Below are 14,162 nucleotides of genomic sequence, written 5' to 3'. Positions count from 1 at the left end.
CCGCACCGGACGACCCCTCCACGCTCTCCCGGCCCTGGTCATTCCCCCGGAATGTCCAGGGCCGTTCCGTACAGCCGGTCCGCCGTGATCCGGATGACGACCCGCCGTTCCGCGGCCATCCGCTCCAGATGGGCGCGCTCCTCGGCCGGATCCTCGAACCCGCCCGCGAAGGCCACCAGCTCGGCCGCCTCCGCCGACACCTCGGCGTCGCCCTCCACCACCGCGAACGACCACACGTTCCCGCCGTTGATGTGCAGCGCCACGCGCGGGTCGCGGCGCAGGTGCCGCGTCTTGATCCGGTCCTCCAGGGTGGAGATCCGCACGACCCGTTCGGCCGGGTCCCACCGGTACAGCACGGTGGCCAGGTGCGGATGCCCGCTCTTCTTCACGGTGGCCAGGGTGCCGAACTGCTGCTCACCCAGGATCTTCACCAGCTCGTCCTCGGTGAGGGCGCGCGGGGCGGGGCCGGACTCGTTCTCGCTCATCTCGTGATCCTTCTCGGTGCGGTGGGTGGTCATCGGTGTGGTGGGTGGTCAGGCGGCGAGGACCGGGGCCTCGGCGGTCTCGGTCCCGCGCCGCGCGGGCCGGGGGGTGCGCAGGACGGCCACGGTCAGGACGAGCGCGGCGACCAGCAGGATCCCGCCGATCCCGAAGCCCAGCCGGTAGCCGGAGTTCAGCGCCCCGACGGTCCCGCCCAGCGCCTCGGTCCGCGCGGCGGCCGCCGTCGTCAGCGCCGCGACGCCCAGCGCCCCGCCGATCTGCTGGGTGGTGTTGAACAGGCCCGAGGCGACCCCGGCGTCCTCGGCCCGCGCCCCCGACATGCCGAGCCCGGTCAGCGCGGGCATCGCCAGCCCGAAGCCGCCGGACAGCAGCATCGCGGGCAGCAGGTCCACCAGGAACGTCCCCTCCACCGGCAGCCGCAGCAGCAACAGCCGCGCCGCCAGCAGCAGCACCAGTCCGGCCAGCAGGACCGTGCGCTCGCCGTACCGTGCGATCAGCCGGGCCGACACCACCAGCGACACGGCCCCGATCGCCACCGCCGCCGGGAGCATCGCCGAGCCGGTCGCGCTCGCGCCGTACTTCAGGACGTTCTGCATGTAGAGCGCGATGAGGATCTGGAAGGACATCAGCGCGGCGACCATCAGCATCTGGATGAGGTTCGCGCCCCACACGTTGCGGGAGCGCAGCACCCGCAGCGGCAGCAGCGGCGTGGCGGCGGTGGCCTGCCGGACGACGAACGCGGCGAGCAGCGCCACCGACAGCGCGCCCAGCGTCAGCGTGGCGGCCGAGGTCCATCCGGCGTGCTCGGCCTGGACGATCGCGTAGACGCCGACCATCACGCCCGCCGTCACCAGCACCGCGCCGAGCGCGTCGGCGCCCCGGCGCAGCCCGAGGCCGCGGTCGTTCTCCAGGGTCACCAGCGCGAACGCGATCGCCAGCGCGCCGATCGGGAGGTTGATGTAGAAGACCCAGTTCCAGCCCAGGGTGTCGGTGAGGACGCCGCCGAGCACCTGCCCGACCGAGGCGCCCGCCGCGCCGGTGAACGCGAACGCGCCGATCGCCCGCGCCCGCTCGCCGGGCTCGGTGAACAGCGTGATGATCATGCCGAGGCTGACCGCCGAGACCATCGCCCCGCCGACGCCCTGCGCGAACCGCGCCGCCAGCAGTACCCACGGCTCCCAGGCCACCCCGCACAGCACCGACGCGGCGGTGAACACCGCCAGCCCCGTCACCAGCATCCGGCGCCGTCCGACCAGGTCGCCCAGCCGTCCGGCGAGCAGCAGCAGCCCGCCGAACGCGATCAGGTAGGCGTTGACCGTCCAGGACAGCCCGGAGGGGGAGAAGCCCAGGTCGGCCTGGATGGCGGGCAGCGCCACGGTGACGATGCTGCCGTCCAGGATGATCATCAGGGATCCGGCGCAGAGCACCGCCAGCGCGAACCAGCGGGACCGCGGCCAGGAGGAAGAGGAGGGGGAAGACATGGACGTCCTTCCTGTTCGAAGGGGAACAGGAAGGACGCTAACAGATAGTTCTGTTGCGGACAATATTTATCGGATCTACCTTTGGCGCTCGCGGGCCCGGCGGGCGGGGCGCGGACTGTCCACCGGCGTGGCGAGATGCCCGCTGACCAGGCGATTCAGGGCGCGCAGCAGCATCTCCCGCTCGTCCTCGGGCAGCGCCTCCAGCGCCTCGCCGTGCACGCGGTTCACGATCTCCTGGCTCCGCTCGGCGATCTTCACCCCGGTCTCGGTCACCACGACGATCCGCGCCCGCCGGTCGGTGGCGCTCGGCCGCCGTTCGGCGTAGCCCGCCTTCTCCAAGGCGTCCATGGTCACGACCATCGTCGTCTTGTCCATGTCGCCGATCTCGGCGAGCTGGATCTGCGTGCGCTCCTCCTCCTGGGCGTGGACGAGCACGCAGTGCATCCGGGGGGTCAGCCCGATCTCGGCCAGCGCCGCGGTCATCCGCGTCCGCAGCACGTGGCTGGTGTGGTCGAGCAGGAACGACAGGTCGCGGGTGTCGCCCGTGGGTGCGAGAGAGGTCATGCCGCCAGGTTAGCAACCGGTTGGCAGGCGGATAATCCGCCAAGAAACAAAAGGGACGGCGGTAGCATGGGCGCATGCTTCGCGTCGTGTGCCGCGACTGGTGGCCGTCCTAGGGACGGCCACCCCGCCAGCACGCCACCCGGGCCGTCCGAACGGACGCCCTTCTCCTTGCCGGGTCCCCGTTCGGCGGCCTCCGACCCGAGAAGGAGACCCCATGTCCGCCGCGACCCTCACCGCCGCCGCGCCCCACGGAACGCCCGAGCACAGCGCCGCCCTCGAGGAGCGCATCGCCCGCGACCCCGGCGCGTTCCGCATCCTCACCGGCGACCGCCCCACCGGCCCGCTCCACCTCGGCCACTACTTCGGGACGCTCGCCAACCGCGTCCGCCTCCAGGACGCGGGCGTCGAGCTGTTCGTCGTCATCGCCGACTACCAGGTGCTCACCGACCGCGACGTCGCCGACCACCTGCCCGAGCACGTCCTCGGCCTGCTCGCCGACTACCTGGCGGCCGGCGTGGACCCGGGGCGCGCCACGGTCTTCGCCCACAGCGCCGTGCCCGCCCTCAACCAGCTGCTCCTGCCGTTCCTGTCGCTGGTCACCGACGGCGAGCTGCGCCGCAACCCCACCGTCAAGGACGAGATCGTCCACTCCCGGCAGGCGTCGGTCAGCGGCCTGATGCTCACCTACCCGGTCCACCAGGCCGCCGACATCCTGTTCTGCAAGGCCAACCTCGTCCCGGTCGGCCGCGACCAGCTTCCGCACCAGGAGGTCGCCCGCACCGTCGCGCGCCGCTTCAACGAGCGCCACGCGCCGGTCTTCCCCGTTCCCGACGCGCTGCTGTCGCGGGCCCCGAAGCTGCTCGGCACCGACGGCGGCAAGATGAGCAAGAGCCGGGGCAACGCCCTCGCCCTGTCGGCGACCGAGGACGAGACGGCCCGGCTCCTGCGGCGCGCGAGGACCGACGCGGAACGGCGCATCGCCTACGACCCGGGCCGCCGTCCCGAGGTCTCCAACCTCGTCCTGCTCGCCGCCCTCTGCCAGGGCCGCGACCCGCACGAGGTCGCCGCCGAGATCGGCGACGGCGGCGCGGCGGCGCTCAAGCGCGTCGTCACCGAGTCGGTCAACGAGTTCCTGCGGCCCGTCCGGGAGCGCCGCGCGGCCTACCTCGCCGACCCGGCCGAACTGCGGCGCGTGCTGGCCGAGGGCAACGCCCGCGCCAACGCGGTCGCCGAGCGCACCCTCGCCGAGGTGCGTGACGCCATGGGAATGCTCTACCGGTGAATATGTATTGACGCGTATATATGTCTCGGTGCATACTAGGGGCATGGACGCGGACAACGTGCCCGGTCTGCTCGGCGTCCTCGCCGAGCCCAACCGGTTCCGGATCGTGGAGCTGCTGCGTGGCGGCCCCCGGCCGGTCAACGGGATCGTCGAGGCGCTCGGCCTCGGCCAGCCCCAGGTGTCACGGCATCTGAAGGTGCTCGGCGAGGCCGGGTTCGTGACGGCGCACCGGCAGGCGCAGCAGCGCATCTACCGGCTGCGGCCCGAGCCGTTCCAGGAGATCGACGCGTGGTTCGCCACGTTCGCCCGGATCTGGGAGGACCGCCTGGACCGGCTCGACGCCCTGCTGGCCGACGACGAAGGGAACGCCCCGTGAAGACGGTGATCACACGCCGCCCCGAGACGTTCGAACTGGTGGTGGAGCGCGGCTTCGCCGCCCCGCCCGAACGCCTCTGGCGCGCCTGGACCACCCCCGAGGTCGCCCGCTGGTGGGGGCCGCACGGCTGGCGCGCCGAGGTGCACGAGATGGACGTGCGCCCCGGCGGCCGGTGGCGCTACAGCATCGTGCCCGACGCCGGTGACGAGCCGCCGGTCCGCTGCACGGCGGTGTACCGGACCCTCGCCGCCCCCGCCGAGCTGGCCTTCGACGACGGCCTCGCCGACGAGGGCGGGGACGGGATCGCCCCCGGCACCGCCGTGCGGGTCACCGTGGCGATCGAGCCCCGCGACGGCGGCGCGCACCTCGCGATCATCACCCGCTACGCCGACGCCGCGCACTTCGCGACGGCCGGGCCCAGCGGCATGGACACCGGACTGGCCGAGGCCCTGGACCGCCTGGCCACCCACCTCACCTGAAGGAGAGAACCATCATGAGCACCGTCACCTCCGCCGACGGCACGACCATCGCCTACGAGACCACCGGTTCCGGCCCGGCCGTCGTGATCGTCGCCACGACCGCCGCCGACCGGCACGACCTGGACGGCCTCGCCACCGCGCTGGCCTCGCGGTTCACCGTCCACAACTACGACCGGCGCGGCCGGGGCGAGAGCGGCGACACCCAGCCCTACGCCCCCGAGCGCGAGATCGAGGACCTGGCCGCCCTGCTCGACGCGATCGGCGAACCGGCCCTGCTGGTCGGCGGCTCGGCGGGCTGCGTGCTCGCCCTCGACGCCGCGACCGCCCTGGGGGAGCGGGTGTCCGGGCTGTTCCTGTACGAGCCGTCGTTCGTCATCGACGACAGCCGCCCGCCGGTCCCCGCCGACTACGTCGAGACCGTCGAGCGCCTCGTCGCCGAGGACCGCCGCGACGAGGCCGTGGAGTACTTCATGACGCGCGCGGTGGGCGTTCCGGCCGAGTACCTGGAGCCGATGAAGGCCGACCCGTCCTGGGCGAGGATGGTCGGGTACGCCCACACCCTCGCCTACGACGGGCGCATCGTCGCGGGCACCCAGGGGGGACACCCGCTCCCGGCCGACCGCTGGAAGGTCGACGCGCCGGTCCGCGTCGTCGCCGGCGAGAACTCCCCGCCGTTCTTCCACGAGGGAGCGAAGGCGCTGGTGGCCCTGCTCGCGAACGCCGAGTACCGCGTGCTGCCCGGCCACGACCACAGCGCCCCCTGGATGGCCCCGGACGCGGTCGCCGCGCTCGTCTGACCGCCGGGGCTCAGCGGGCGGCGACCTCGTCGAGCAGCTCCCTCAGCAGGTCCCGCCGCCCGTCCGGCAGGTCGAACAGGACGGCGGCCTCGGCGGTGCTGCGCTCCCGCAGCGCGGCCCGCCGCCGTTCCCCCTCCTCGGTGAGCACCACGTGCTTGACGCGGCGGTCGTCGGGGGAGGGGCGGCGGATCGCCAGGCCGCGCCGTTCCAGGCCGTCGACGATGCCGGTCACGTTGGAGGCGTCGCAGCCCAGCATGTCGGCCAGCGCGCGCATCGGGTGGGGCTCCGACAGCTGGATCAGCAGCAGCGCCTGGGCGGGCGGGAGGTCCATCTCCGCCGCCGCCGCGTGGAACCCCCCGCGCAGCCGCTCGGCGACCTGGAAGACCAGGTCGGCCAGTTCCTCGGTGGTCCGGTCGGGGCGCGCGCTCATGCCCGTGATCATACGCGGTCCTTCAGGACATCGAATGTTGAGGTTCTCAAGTAAGTGGCCTATGCTCCAGAAAAGCTTGAGCTTCTCAACAATGGTCGTCCTCAAGGAGTCTCATGTCCGTGACAACGGCGCCCCCACCGGTCCCGAGCCGCCTCCGCACCCGCGCCCTGGCGGTGGCCGGGGCCGTCGCGGCCTCCCTCGCCGTCTGGGCGGTCGGCGAACCGCTGCTCGGCCACGATCTCGTCGTCGCCGCGCCCGGCCAGGAGCCCATGGACCTCGGCGCGTCCCAGATCCTGGTGTTCTCCCTGCTGCCCGCCCTCCTGGGCTGGGCGCTGCTGGCCGTCCTGGAACGCGTGACCTCCCGCGCGGGCACCGTCTGGGCGGTCCTCGCCCTGCTGGTCCTGGCGCTGTCGTTCGCGCCGCTGCTCTCCGTGGAGGCGACCGGCGGGTCCAAGGCGGTCCTGGCGCTCACCCACGTCGCCGTCGGGGCCGTCCTCGTCCCGGCGTTCCTGCGCACCACGGGAGCGCGCCGGTGAACCCGCGTCCCGACGAGGAGGTCATCGACAGCCCCACCGCCTGGGTGGCCGAGCACATCCGCGCCTACGTGGAGTCCGACGGCGCGGAAGGGCACCTGTACCAGGACTGGCCGACGCTGCTGCTCACCACGCGGGGACGCCGTTCGGGCAGGCTGCGCCGCACGGCCCTGATCTACGGCCGCGACGGCGACCGCTACCTGCTGGTCGCCTCCAACGGCGGCGCGCCCGCCCACCCCGCCTGGTACCTCAACCTGACGGCCCACCCGGAGGTCACCATCCAGGTCGGCGCCGAGCGCCTCCCCGCCCGCGCCCGCGTCGCCACCCCCGAGGAGAAGCCCGCCCTCTGGCGGACGATGGCCGGGATGTTCCCGCTGTACGACGAGTACCAGGCCGGGACCGACCGGGAGATCCCCCTGGTGATCCTGGAGCCCGCACCCGGCTGACCGGCCGTGGGCATCGGTGAAACCGGGCGCGGAGCCGGGTGGCACGGGCATCCTGCTGGTGCAGGGGCGTCACCACGACGGCTCCGTCCGGGGGGAAGCGATGATCACTGAAGCGGTACGGGAACGCGCCACCGAGCTCGCCGCCGACGCGGCGCTGCCCGCGTTCGTCTACGACCTGGCGGCGCTGCGAGGGCACGCCGCCGCGGTCCGCGCGGCACTGGACCAGCCGGGGGCGCCCGAGCTGTTCTACGCGGCCGCGGCCAACCCCGAACCACCGATCCTGCTGGCGCTCGCGCCGTTCACCGATGGCGTCCACACCTCCTGGGGCGGCGAGCTGGAGCACGTCCGGACGGTCCTGCCCGACGCGCGGCTGACGTTCGGCGGCCCCGGCAAGACCGACGCCGAACTCGCGGCGGCCCTGGACCACGGGGCCGAGCGCCTCCACATCGACAGCCCGCACGAGCTGCGCCGGCTCGCCGCCCTCGACCGGGACGCCGACGTGCTGCTGCGCGCCGGCGACGCCGAGGGGCCATTCGGCATGGACTTCGAGGCGATGGAGGAGTGCCGGACGGTTCTGGCGGACGCGCCCCGGCTGCGGCTGCGCGGCGTCCACGCCCGCCCGCCCTCCGGCCTGGACGCCGCGGACCTGCTCCGCCGGACGCGGGAGATCCTGGACCGGACGCGCCCCTGGGCCGCGTCCGCCGGATGCGAGGACCCCGAGTTCACCTTCGGCGGCGGCATGGCCGTCGACTACACCGACCCCGGCCACCGGTTCGACTGGCCGGCCTACGCCAAGGGCCTGGCGGAGCTGGCCCGCCCCGGCGAGACCTTCCGCGTCGAACCGGGCCGCGCCCTCAGCGTCTACTCGGGCTGGTACGTCACCGAGGTGCTGGACGTGCGGCGGGCCCACGGCGACTGGTACGCGGTGCTGCGCGGCGGCACCATGCACCTGCGCGCCCCGGCGGTCGAGGGCCGCGACCAGCCGTTCACGGTGATCCCGCGCGGCCGCCCGGGGCCGTCGACGGACGAGCCGGTCACGCTGGTCGGGCAGCTGTTCACACCCGAGGACGTCCTGGCCCGCCGGGCCCCGGCGGGCCGGGTGGCGGTGGGCGACGTGGTGGCGTTCGCGATGTCCGGCGCCCACACCTGGGACATCTCCCCCCACGATCCCCTGATGCGCCCGCCCCCGACCTTCCACTACCTGGCCGACTGACCGCGCCGGTGGGCGTGGTGTTCCCGGGGGTCAGGGGCCGATGCCGGACAGGAGGGTGTCGATCAGGGCGTCGATGTCCGGTGGGGCGGGGCGGGCGCCCGTGAAGATCTGGGTCAGGACCGCCTCGTGGCAGACGCCCACCAGGAACGCCGTCGCCGCCTCCACGTCGGCGGACGGGGACAGGCGGCCGAGGTCGCGTTCGGCCGTCAGGTAGGCGTGCAGGCGGTCGCGCCAGTGCGGGGCGCCGTGCTCCGCGCCCGCGAAGCGGGCCAGCACCTTCGGCTGGCCGACCAGGCCCGCCAGCGCGGGCAGGATGCCCTCGTGCAGGGCCAGGCCGAGGACGAGATGGGCGCGCAGGTTCGCCGCGACCGTGCCCGCGCCGGGGGCGGGCGGGTCGCCGAGGGCGGCCGCGACGGTGTGCGCGTGGGCGTGCAGGGCCAGGGCGAGCAGCTCCTCCTTGTCCTCGAAGTGGTTGTACAGCACTCCGTCGGACACCCCGGCCTCGCGGGCGATGGCGCGCACGGTCAGGCCCGCCGTGCCGCGTTCGGCGATCAGACGGGCGGCGGTGGTGATCAGGTGGTCGCGCAGGCTCCGGCCGTCGTCGCCCAGCGCCGCCGCTCTCCTCGGTGACATCACCCCGCATCGTAGTGATCGTGCAGCGTGAAGCCGTAGCCCGCCAGGGCGGCGAGGTACCCGCGCGGGTCGATCACCTGCTCGATGTGGTGGACGCCGGGCGGCAGGCCGGGCAGCCGCTCGACGGCCAGCGCGGCGGCCAGGCCGGTGGCGCGGCTCTGGCGGCGGCCGGTGAACGCGACCGACCGGCCGCCGCCGGTGGCCGTGACCGCGAACCCGTCGCCGCCGGTGTGCACGCGGGCGAGGACCTTCTCGACGGCCGCGCGGACGCGGGGGACGCGCAGCGGGGTCCGGGCGCGGGGCAGGAGCGCGGTCAGCACGCGGGAGTCCAGGCACAGGCCGGTGCGGGCGCGGGCCACGCCGAGCGTGCGCGGCAGCGTGTACTGGTCGGAGAACGGGAAGCGGTGCACCGTGCGCGTGCCGTGGGGAGCCGGGAACCGCGCCCGCCAGGACGGGCCGATGTCGGCGACCGCGTCGAGCGTCCAGGCGACCGCCGCCGCGCCGTGCCGCTCGCCCGTGCCGAGCAGCACGGCGATGTCGATCGCGTCGGCGCCGGTGTCGGCGCACATCCTGGCCAGCAGGTTCGTCACGCCGGGGACCAGGCCGACGCTCAGCAGCGCGGTGGCCCTCGCCGACCCCAGTTCCTCGATCTCGGCGACGACCGGGTGGGAGGCTGTCACGTCCACGTAGTGCACGCCGCGTTCCAGGCAGGCGCGGGCGACGCGCGCGTTGTCCCGGTCGACGCACATCAGCACGGTGCCGGTGCCGTCCAGGGCCGCGTCCAGGGCGGACGCGTCGCCGAGGTCGAGGCGCAGGGCCGTGGCGCCGGGGACCGGGGTGGCCCGCTCCGGGCGGCGGCCCGCCACGGTGACCGCGAACCGGCCGGCCAGCGCCGTCGCCGCCTCCCGGCCGACCGCGCCGTAACCGCCGATGACCAGCACGCGTCCCGTCACGGCCGGTCCGCCGTGACCAGGCGGGCGGCGCCCCGCAGCCAGACCCCGTCGGGCCGGGCGAACGGCCGAAGCCCCTCCGCGACGGCCGCCACCACCGTCTCGCCCTCGCCGAAGTTGAAGCGGAGCGGGCCCCACCCGGCGAAGAACTCCGCCGCGTCGGCCAGGTCCCGCCCCAGGCACTGGTCGGCCTCGACGCGCTCGGAGACGACGCCGGTGAACCCGGCCGCCTCCAGCAGGGAGCGGACCCGGCCGGGGTCGGCCAGCGACGTGGGGCCCTGCCCGTCGTCGCCGGTGGGGCTCCGCTCGCTGTCCAGCCGCCGCAGCAGCGTGGCGAAGAACGCGCCGAGGTCGCTGCCCTCCAGCCGTTCCATGCACAGGAACGCCAGCCGCCCGCCGGGCCGCAGGGCGCGGGCGACGTTGGCGAACGCGGCGACGGGGTCGGCGAAGAACATTACCCCGAACCGGCTGACCGCCACGTCGAACGCGCCCTCCCCGAACGGGTGCGTCTGCGCGTCGCCCCGCTCGAACGCCACGTTGCGCACCCCCTCCCCGGCGGCCAGCGCGCGGGCGCGGTCCAGCATCGGGACCGACAGGTCCACGCCGACGGCGTGCCCGTCGCGGGCGCGGCGGGCGGCGAGCCGGGTGACCTGCCCGTTGCCGCAGCCGATGTCGAGCACGCGGTCGCGGGGGCCGATCGCGGCGGCGGCGAACAGCGCGTCGTTGAAGACGCCGTTCAGGGCGTCGTAGCGGTCGTGGTGGGCGGCCCAGTGGCGACCCTCGTAGCCGTTCCACGCCTCGGCCTGGTGGGTGTTCACGATCTCGGACACCGGTGACGTCCTCTCTATGAACAAACGTTCATGAACATGTGTTCATGATGAACCGATCCGGCTTCCGCCGTCAAGGGCCGAAAAAGTCGGCCCCCGACAGTAGAACGGAATTTTTCGTTCCCTTACTATGGGCGACATGGAGACCACGAAGCAGGCGCCCATGAGCGGGCGCAAGGCCCAGGCCGCCCGGAACGACGAGCTGATCAAGGAGGCCGCGCGGGCGGTGTTCACCGCCGACCCCGGCGCCCCGATCTCGGCGGTCGCCGAGCACGCGGGCGTCGGCATCAGCGCCCTCTACCGGCGCTACAAGAGCAAGGAGGAGCTGCTCCAGCGGCTCGCCGACGACGGCATGGACCGCTACCTGTCCGTCGTCCGGGACGCCCTCGCCGAGGAGGGGGACGCGTGGGAGGCGTTCGCCCGGTTCATGCGGCGCTGCCTGGACATCGGGGCCGGGTCGCTGACCATGCGGCTGGCGGGCAGCTTCCCGGTCACCGAGGAGATGAGCCGCAAGGGCCGGGAGATCCACGCGGCCACGACCGAGCTGCTGGAGCGCACCAGGGCCGCCGGGGCGCTGCGCCCCGACATCGAGGTCGGCGACGTCTCGGTCCTGCTGGAACACCTGCACACCATCCGCATCGGCGACGACGAGCGGATGAACCGGTTGCAACACCGCTATCTGACCTTGATCCTGGACGCCTTGCACATGCCAGAAGCGGAGGAGCTCCCCGGCCCCCCTCCCAACTGGCTCGAACTGAGGGGGCGCTATGACGGCTGAACAGGGCACCGCCGGACCGGTGCTGGGACGCCGCGCGCTCAACCGGGCGCTGCTGGCGCGGCAGATGCTGCTGCGCCGCCACGACCTCCCGGTCATCGACGCGATCGAGCACCTCGCCGGAATGCAGTCCCAGGCCCCCAACCCGCCCTACCTCGGGCTGTGGAGCCGCCTGACGGACTTCGACTTCGGCGAGCTGGGCGCGCTGATGACCGAACGCCGCGTCGTCCGCACCGTCCTCATGCGCGGCACGGTCCACCTGGTCAGCGCCCGCGACGCGCTCGCCTGGCGCGCCCTCACCCAGCCCCTGCTGGACCGCGCGGCGCAGAGCACGCTGCCCGCCGGGCTCGACGTCGCCGCCGTCGCCGCCACGGCCCGTCCCCTGCTGGAGGAGAGGCCGCTCAGCGACAAGGAGCTGCGCGAACGCCTCGCCGAGCGCTGGCCGGACGTCGCCCCCGACATGCTGGTGCGCGCCGTGCGGTGCGGCCTGCACCTGGTGCAGGTCACGCCGCGCGGCGTCTGGGGGTCCTCCGCCATGGCGCGGCACACCACGGTCGAGAAGTGGCTCGGCCGCGCCCCCGAGCCGGGCGCGGCCGAGGAGATGCTGCTGCGCTACCTGGCCGCGTTCGGCCCGGCGACCGTGCGGGACGCCCAGCACTGGTGGGGCGTGACCCGGCTGGGCGAGGTGATGGAGCGCCTCGCGCCGAAGCTGGTGACGTTCACCGACGAGAACGGCCGCACCCTCTACGACCTGCCCGACGCCCCGCGCCCCGACCCGGGCACGCCCGCCCCGGTCCGCCTGGTCCCCGAGTTCGACAACCTGACCCTCTCCCACGCCGACCGCGCCCGGATCATCTCCGAGGAGCACCGCAGGCGCGTCTTCACCGTCAACGGCATCATCCAAGCGACGGTCCTGGTGGACGGCTTCGTCCACGGCATGTGGAAGGCCGAGGCCAAGCGGAGGACCGCGACCCTGCGGGTCGAGCTGTTCGCGCCGGTGTCCGCCGCCGTCCGCGAGGAGATCGAGGCCGAGGCGACCCGCCTGCTGGCCGACGCCTACCCGGACGCGACCGCCCGCGAGGTCGTGTTCAGCCCGTGAGCCGCGCGGACAGGCGTTCCTCGCGGCCGGCGGGCTCCTCGGGCGAGGTCACCGGCCCCGCCTCCCTTCGAGATGGCGCAGCACGGCCAGCACGCGGCGGTGGTCGGCGCCGGTCGGGACGAGGCCGAGCTTGGTGAAGATGTTCGCCACGTGCTTCTCCACCGCCCGCTCGGACACCACGAGGGCGGCGGCGATGGCGGCGTTGGTGCGGCCCTCGGCCATCAGCCCCAGGACCTCGCGCTCGCGCGGCGTCAGCGCCGCCAGCCCCGGATCGCGCCCGGACGGGCCGAGCAGGTGCGCGACGACCTCGGGGTCCAGCGCGGTGCCGCCGGACGCCACCCGGGCCAGCGCGTCCACGAAGTCGTCCAGGTCGGAGACGCGCTCCTTCAGCAGGTAGCCGACCCCGGCGGCGTTCCCGGCGAGCAGGTCGCGGGCGTAGCGCGTCTCCACGTACTGCGAGAACAGCAGCAGCCCGACCTCCGGATGCGAGCGCCGCAGGTCCAGCGCCGCCCGCAGCCCCTCGTCCACGAACGCCGGCGGCATCCGGACGTCGATCACCGCGACGTCCGGCCGGTGCTCGGCCACCGCCGCCCGCAGCCCGTCGGCGTCCCCGACCCCGGCCACCACCCGGTGCCCGCGCAGCGCCAGCAGCTGCGCGAGCCCCTCGCGCAGGATCACCGCGTCCTCCGCCAGCACGACGCGCAGCGGCGCGCTCACGGGAGGAGGGGAAGAACGACGGTCACGACGGTGGGTCCTCCCGGCGGGCTGTCCACGTGCACGGTGCCGTCCACGGTACGCGCCCGGTCCGACAGCCCCGCGAGCCCGCCCCCCGCCCGGACCCTCGCGCCGCCCCGGCCGTCGTCGGTGACGCGCACCCGCAGCCCCGTCCCGCCGGGCTGCTCGGCCTCGATCAGGACGCGGGTCGCGGCGGCGTGCTTGCCCGCGTTGGCCAGCAGCTCCGCGACGCAGAAGTAGGCGATCGACTCGATGGCCGCCGCCGGACGCACCGGCAGCTCGGTGCGGATCTCGGCCGGAACGGGACTGCGCGCCGCGAGCGTCGCCAGCGCCACGTCCAGGCCCTTGTCGAGGGTCGGCGGATGGATGCCGCGCACCAGCTCCCGCAGCTCGGCGATGGCGGCGCGGGCGTCGCCGTGCGCGGCGTCCACCATGTCCCGCACCGCCTCGGGCGCGTCGGCGGGCAGCGTCTCCCTCAGCATCGCCAGGTGCATGGTGAGCGCCACCAGCCGGACCTGCGCGCCGTCGTGCAGGTCGCGTTCGATGCGGCGCAGCGTCGCGGCGGTGTCCTCCACCGCGAACGACCGGCTCTCCTCCAGGTCCCGGATCCGCCCGGCCTCCGCCCGGACCCCCAGCAGCGCCCGCGCCGCCGCCAGGTCCGCCCGCACGGCCGCGCGCACCACCCACGGCGCCGCCGCCAGCAGCACCAGCCCGAAACCCGCCACCACCAGGCTCGACGCGGGAGTGTCGAAGTACAGCCCCCCGACGTGCAGCCCGTGCCGCGGCGCCCCCGACGCGTCCCGCGAGGTGATCTCGTTCAGGCCGAACCGGAGCTGCACCGGGTAGGTCAGCAGCACCGCGCCGCACAGCCACGTGACGTACACCGCGGCCAGCCCGAGCGCCGTGACCAGCGGTTGCACCAGCAGGTGCAGGAACGCCCGCGCCCCGCCGCGCGCGTCGGGCTCGATCCGCTCGCCCAGCAGCCGCGCCGCCGCGCCCAGCCGCAGCGTCCCGAGCGCCCGCGCCCCGCGCAGCGCCACC

Annotated in this window: 18 protein-coding genes; 9 read left to right on the top strand and 9 right to left on the bottom strand. The window is 74.4% G+C overall.

Annotated elements, in window-relative coordinates:
- Window positions 1–38: 38 nt before the first annotated feature.
- From AKI01S_RS21605 to AKI01S_RS21595, 3 genes are all read right to left on the bottom strand, one after another.
- Window positions 39–485, bottom strand: a complete 447-nt coding sequence (locus tag AKI01S_RS21605) for a pyridoxamine 5'-phosphate oxidase family protein (RefSeq protein ID WP_067820905.1) — start codon at window positions 483–485, stop codon at window positions 39–41.
- 48 nt (window positions 486–533) lie between these two features.
- A complete protein-coding gene (locus tag AKI01S_RS21600) occupies window positions 534–1,982 on the bottom strand; it encodes an MFS transporter (RefSeq protein ID WP_067820787.1) in 1,449 nt (482 codons plus the stop codon).
- Window positions 1,983–2,057: 75 nt separating this feature from the next.
- The gene (locus AKI01S_RS21595; protein ID WP_067820783.1) at window positions 2,058–2,546 is read right to left on the bottom strand and encodes a MarR family winged helix-turn-helix transcriptional regulator; all 489 of its coding nucleotides are present in this window, start codon (window positions 2,544–2,546) and stop codon (window positions 2,058–2,060) included.
- A 214-nt stretch (window positions 2,547–2,760) separates the two neighbouring features.
- Here AKI01S_RS21595 and trpS point away from each other — a divergent pair, with 214 nt between their 5' ends.
- From trpS to AKI01S_RS21575, 4 genes are read left to right on the top strand one after another with little or no spacing between them, the layout of a single operon-like run.
- The gene (gene trpS / locus AKI01S_RS21590; protein WP_067820780.1) at window positions 2,761–3,828 is read left to right on the top strand and encodes a tryptophan--tRNA ligase; all 1,068 of its coding nucleotides are present in this window, start codon (window positions 2,761–2,763) and stop codon (window positions 3,826–3,828) included.
- A 43-nt stretch (window positions 3,829–3,871) separates the two neighbouring features.
- Window positions 3,872–4,204 carry an ArsR/SmtB family transcription factor gene (locus AKI01S_RS21585; RefSeq protein ID WP_067820777.1) on the top strand — a complete coding sequence of 111 codons (333 nt, stop codon included), beginning with the start codon at window positions 3,872–3,874 and terminating at the stop codon, window positions 4,202–4,204.
- A complete protein-coding gene (locus AKI01S_RS21580) occupies window positions 4,201–4,683 on the top strand; it encodes an SRPBCC family protein (protein ID WP_067820773.1) in 483 nt (160 codons plus the stop codon). Before AKI01S_RS21585 ends, AKI01S_RS21580 begins: the two co-directional genes overlap by 4 nt.
- 14 nt (window positions 4,684–4,697) lie before the next feature.
- On the top strand, window positions 4,698–5,480 hold the full coding sequence (locus AKI01S_RS21575; protein WP_067820770.1) for an alpha/beta fold hydrolase: 783 nt from the start codon (window positions 4,698–4,700) through the stop codon (window positions 5,478–5,480).
- Window positions 5,481–5,490: 10 nt separating this feature from the next.
- Here the strand turns inward: AKI01S_RS21575 and AKI01S_RS21570 are convergent, their stop codons facing one another.
- Window positions 5,491–5,910, bottom strand: a complete 420-nt coding sequence (locus AKI01S_RS21570; protein WP_218009764.1) for a MarR family winged helix-turn-helix transcriptional regulator — start codon at window positions 5,908–5,910, stop codon at window positions 5,491–5,493.
- Between the two features lie 113 nt (window positions 5,911–6,023).
- On the opposite strand from AKI01S_RS21570, the gene AKI01S_RS21565 reads away from it, so the two are divergent.
- From AKI01S_RS21565 to AKI01S_RS21555, 3 genes are all read left to right on the top strand, one after another.
- Window positions 6,024–6,446 (top strand): DUF6069 family protein, encoded by a 423-nt coding sequence (locus AKI01S_RS21565; protein ID WP_067820764.1) that lies wholly within the window; start codon window positions 6,024–6,026, stop codon window positions 6,444–6,446.
- On the top strand, window positions 6,443–6,889 hold the full coding sequence (locus AKI01S_RS21560; RefSeq protein WP_067820760.1) for a nitroreductase family deazaflavin-dependent oxidoreductase: 447 nt from the start codon (window positions 6,443–6,445) through the stop codon (window positions 6,887–6,889). The genes AKI01S_RS21565 and AKI01S_RS21560 overlap by 4 nt, the downstream gene beginning before the upstream one ends.
- 100 nt (window positions 6,890–6,989) lie before the next feature.
- Entirely contained in the window at window positions 6,990–8,102 is a 1,113-nt protein-coding gene (locus AKI01S_RS21555; protein WP_067820902.1) for a type III PLP-dependent enzyme domain-containing protein, read from the top strand.
- A 30-nt stretch (window positions 8,103–8,132) separates the two neighbouring features.
- On the opposite strand, the gene AKI01S_RS21550 is transcribed toward AKI01S_RS21555, so the two are convergent.
- Genes AKI01S_RS21550 through AKI01S_RS21540 form a run of 3 tightly spaced genes read right to left on the bottom strand, consistent with a single transcriptional unit; the run spans window position 8,133 to window position 10,515 of the window.
- Complete coding sequence (locus AKI01S_RS21550) at window positions 8,133–8,735, bottom strand: TetR family transcriptional regulator (protein WP_067820757.1); 603 nt, start codon at window positions 8,733–8,735, stop codon at window positions 8,133–8,135.
- On the bottom strand, window positions 8,735–9,688 hold the full coding sequence (locus AKI01S_RS21545) for a saccharopine dehydrogenase family protein (RefSeq protein WP_067820754.1): 954 nt from the start codon (window positions 9,686–9,688) through the stop codon (window positions 8,735–8,737). Before AKI01S_RS21545 ends, AKI01S_RS21550 begins: the two co-directional genes overlap by 1 nt.
- Window positions 9,685–10,515: a class I SAM-dependent methyltransferase gene (locus AKI01S_RS21540; protein ID WP_067820751.1), complete on the bottom strand. Its 831-nt coding sequence runs from the start codon at window positions 10,513–10,515 to the stop codon at window positions 9,685–9,687. The genes AKI01S_RS21545 and AKI01S_RS21540 overlap by 4 nt, the downstream gene beginning before the upstream one ends.
- 136 nt (window positions 10,516–10,651) lie before the next feature.
- Between AKI01S_RS21540 and AKI01S_RS21535 the strand changes: the two genes are divergently transcribed.
- Both AKI01S_RS21535 and AKI01S_RS21530 read left to right on the top strand, forming a co-directional pair.
- Window positions 10,652–11,290: a TetR/AcrR family transcriptional regulator gene (locus AKI01S_RS21535; RefSeq protein WP_067820899.1), complete on the top strand. Its 639-nt coding sequence runs from the start codon at window positions 10,652–10,654 to the stop codon at window positions 11,288–11,290.
- Window positions 11,280–12,386: a winged helix DNA-binding domain-containing protein gene (locus tag AKI01S_RS21530; protein ID WP_067820747.1), complete on the top strand. Its 1,107-nt coding sequence runs from the start codon at window positions 11,280–11,282 to the stop codon at window positions 12,384–12,386. Before AKI01S_RS21535 ends, AKI01S_RS21530 begins: the two co-directional genes overlap by 11 nt.
- 48 nt (window positions 12,387–12,434) lie before the next feature.
- Here the strand turns inward: AKI01S_RS21530 and AKI01S_RS21525 are convergent, their stop codons facing one another.
- Window positions 12,435–13,091, bottom strand: coding sequence for a LuxR C-terminal-related transcriptional regulator (locus AKI01S_RS21525; RefSeq protein ID WP_067820896.1), 657 nt, complete (start codon window positions 13,089–13,091; stop codon window positions 12,435–12,437).
- An 8-nt stretch (window positions 13,092–13,099) separates the two neighbouring features.
- The coding region (locus AKI01S_RS21520; RefSeq protein ID WP_067820744.1) for a sensor histidine kinase at window positions 13,100–14,162 on the bottom strand (1,063 nt) is incomplete at its 5' end.

It is taken from the genome of Actinomadura kijaniata NBRC 14229 (assembly GCF_001552175.1).
GTDB lineage: Bacteria > Actinomycetota > Actinomycetes > Streptosporangiales > Streptosporangiaceae > Spirillospora > Spirillospora kijaniata.
This window is presented reverse-complemented; position numbering and strand designations above follow the sequence as displayed.

Bases quoted from the DNA above. Each gene is read 5' to 3' on its own strand.
- AKI01S_RS21605 (WP_067820905.1), bottom strand. From the start codon at position 485: ATGAGCGAGAACGAGTCCGGCCCCGCCCCGCGCGCCCTCACCGAGGAC.
- AKI01S_RS21600 (WP_067820787.1), bottom strand. From the start codon at position 1,982: ATGTCTTCCCCCTCCTCTTCCTCCTGGCCGCGGTCCCGCTGGTTCGCG.
- AKI01S_RS21575 (WP_067820770.1), top strand. From the start codon at position 4,698: ATGAGCACCGTCACCTCCGCCGACGGCACGACCATCGCCTACGAGACC.
- AKI01S_RS21550 (WP_067820757.1), bottom strand. From the start codon at position 8,735: ATGTCACCGAGGAGAGCGGCGGCGCTGGGCGACGACGGCCGGAGCCTG.
- AKI01S_RS21585 (WP_067820777.1), top strand. From the start codon at position 3,872: ATGGACGCGGACAACGTGCCCGGTCTGCTCGGCGTCCTCGCCGAGCCC.
- AKI01S_RS21565 (WP_067820764.1), top strand. From the start codon at position 6,024: ATGTCCGTGACAACGGCGCCCCCACCGGTCCCGAGCCGCCTCCGCACC.
- AKI01S_RS21555 (WP_067820902.1), top strand. From the start codon at position 6,990: ATGATCACTGAAGCGGTACGGGAACGCGCCACCGAGCTCGCCGCCGAC.
- trpS (WP_067820780.1), top strand. From the start codon at position 2,761: ATGTCCGCCGCGACCCTCACCGCCGCCGCGCCCCACGGAACGCCCGAG.
- AKI01S_RS21530 (WP_067820747.1), top strand. From the start codon at position 11,280: ATGACGGCTGAACAGGGCACCGCCGGACCGGTGCTGGGACGCCGCGCG.
- AKI01S_RS21535 (WP_067820899.1), top strand. From the start codon at position 10,652: ATGGAGACCACGAAGCAGGCGCCCATGAGCGGGCGCAAGGCCCAGGCC.
- AKI01S_RS21595 (WP_067820783.1), bottom strand. From the start codon at position 2,546: ATGACCTCTCTCGCACCCACGGGCGACACCCGCGACCTGTCGTTCCTG.
- AKI01S_RS21570 (WP_218009764.1), bottom strand. From the start codon at position 5,910: ATGAGCGCGCGCCCCGACCGGACCACCGAGGAACTGGCCGACCTGGTC.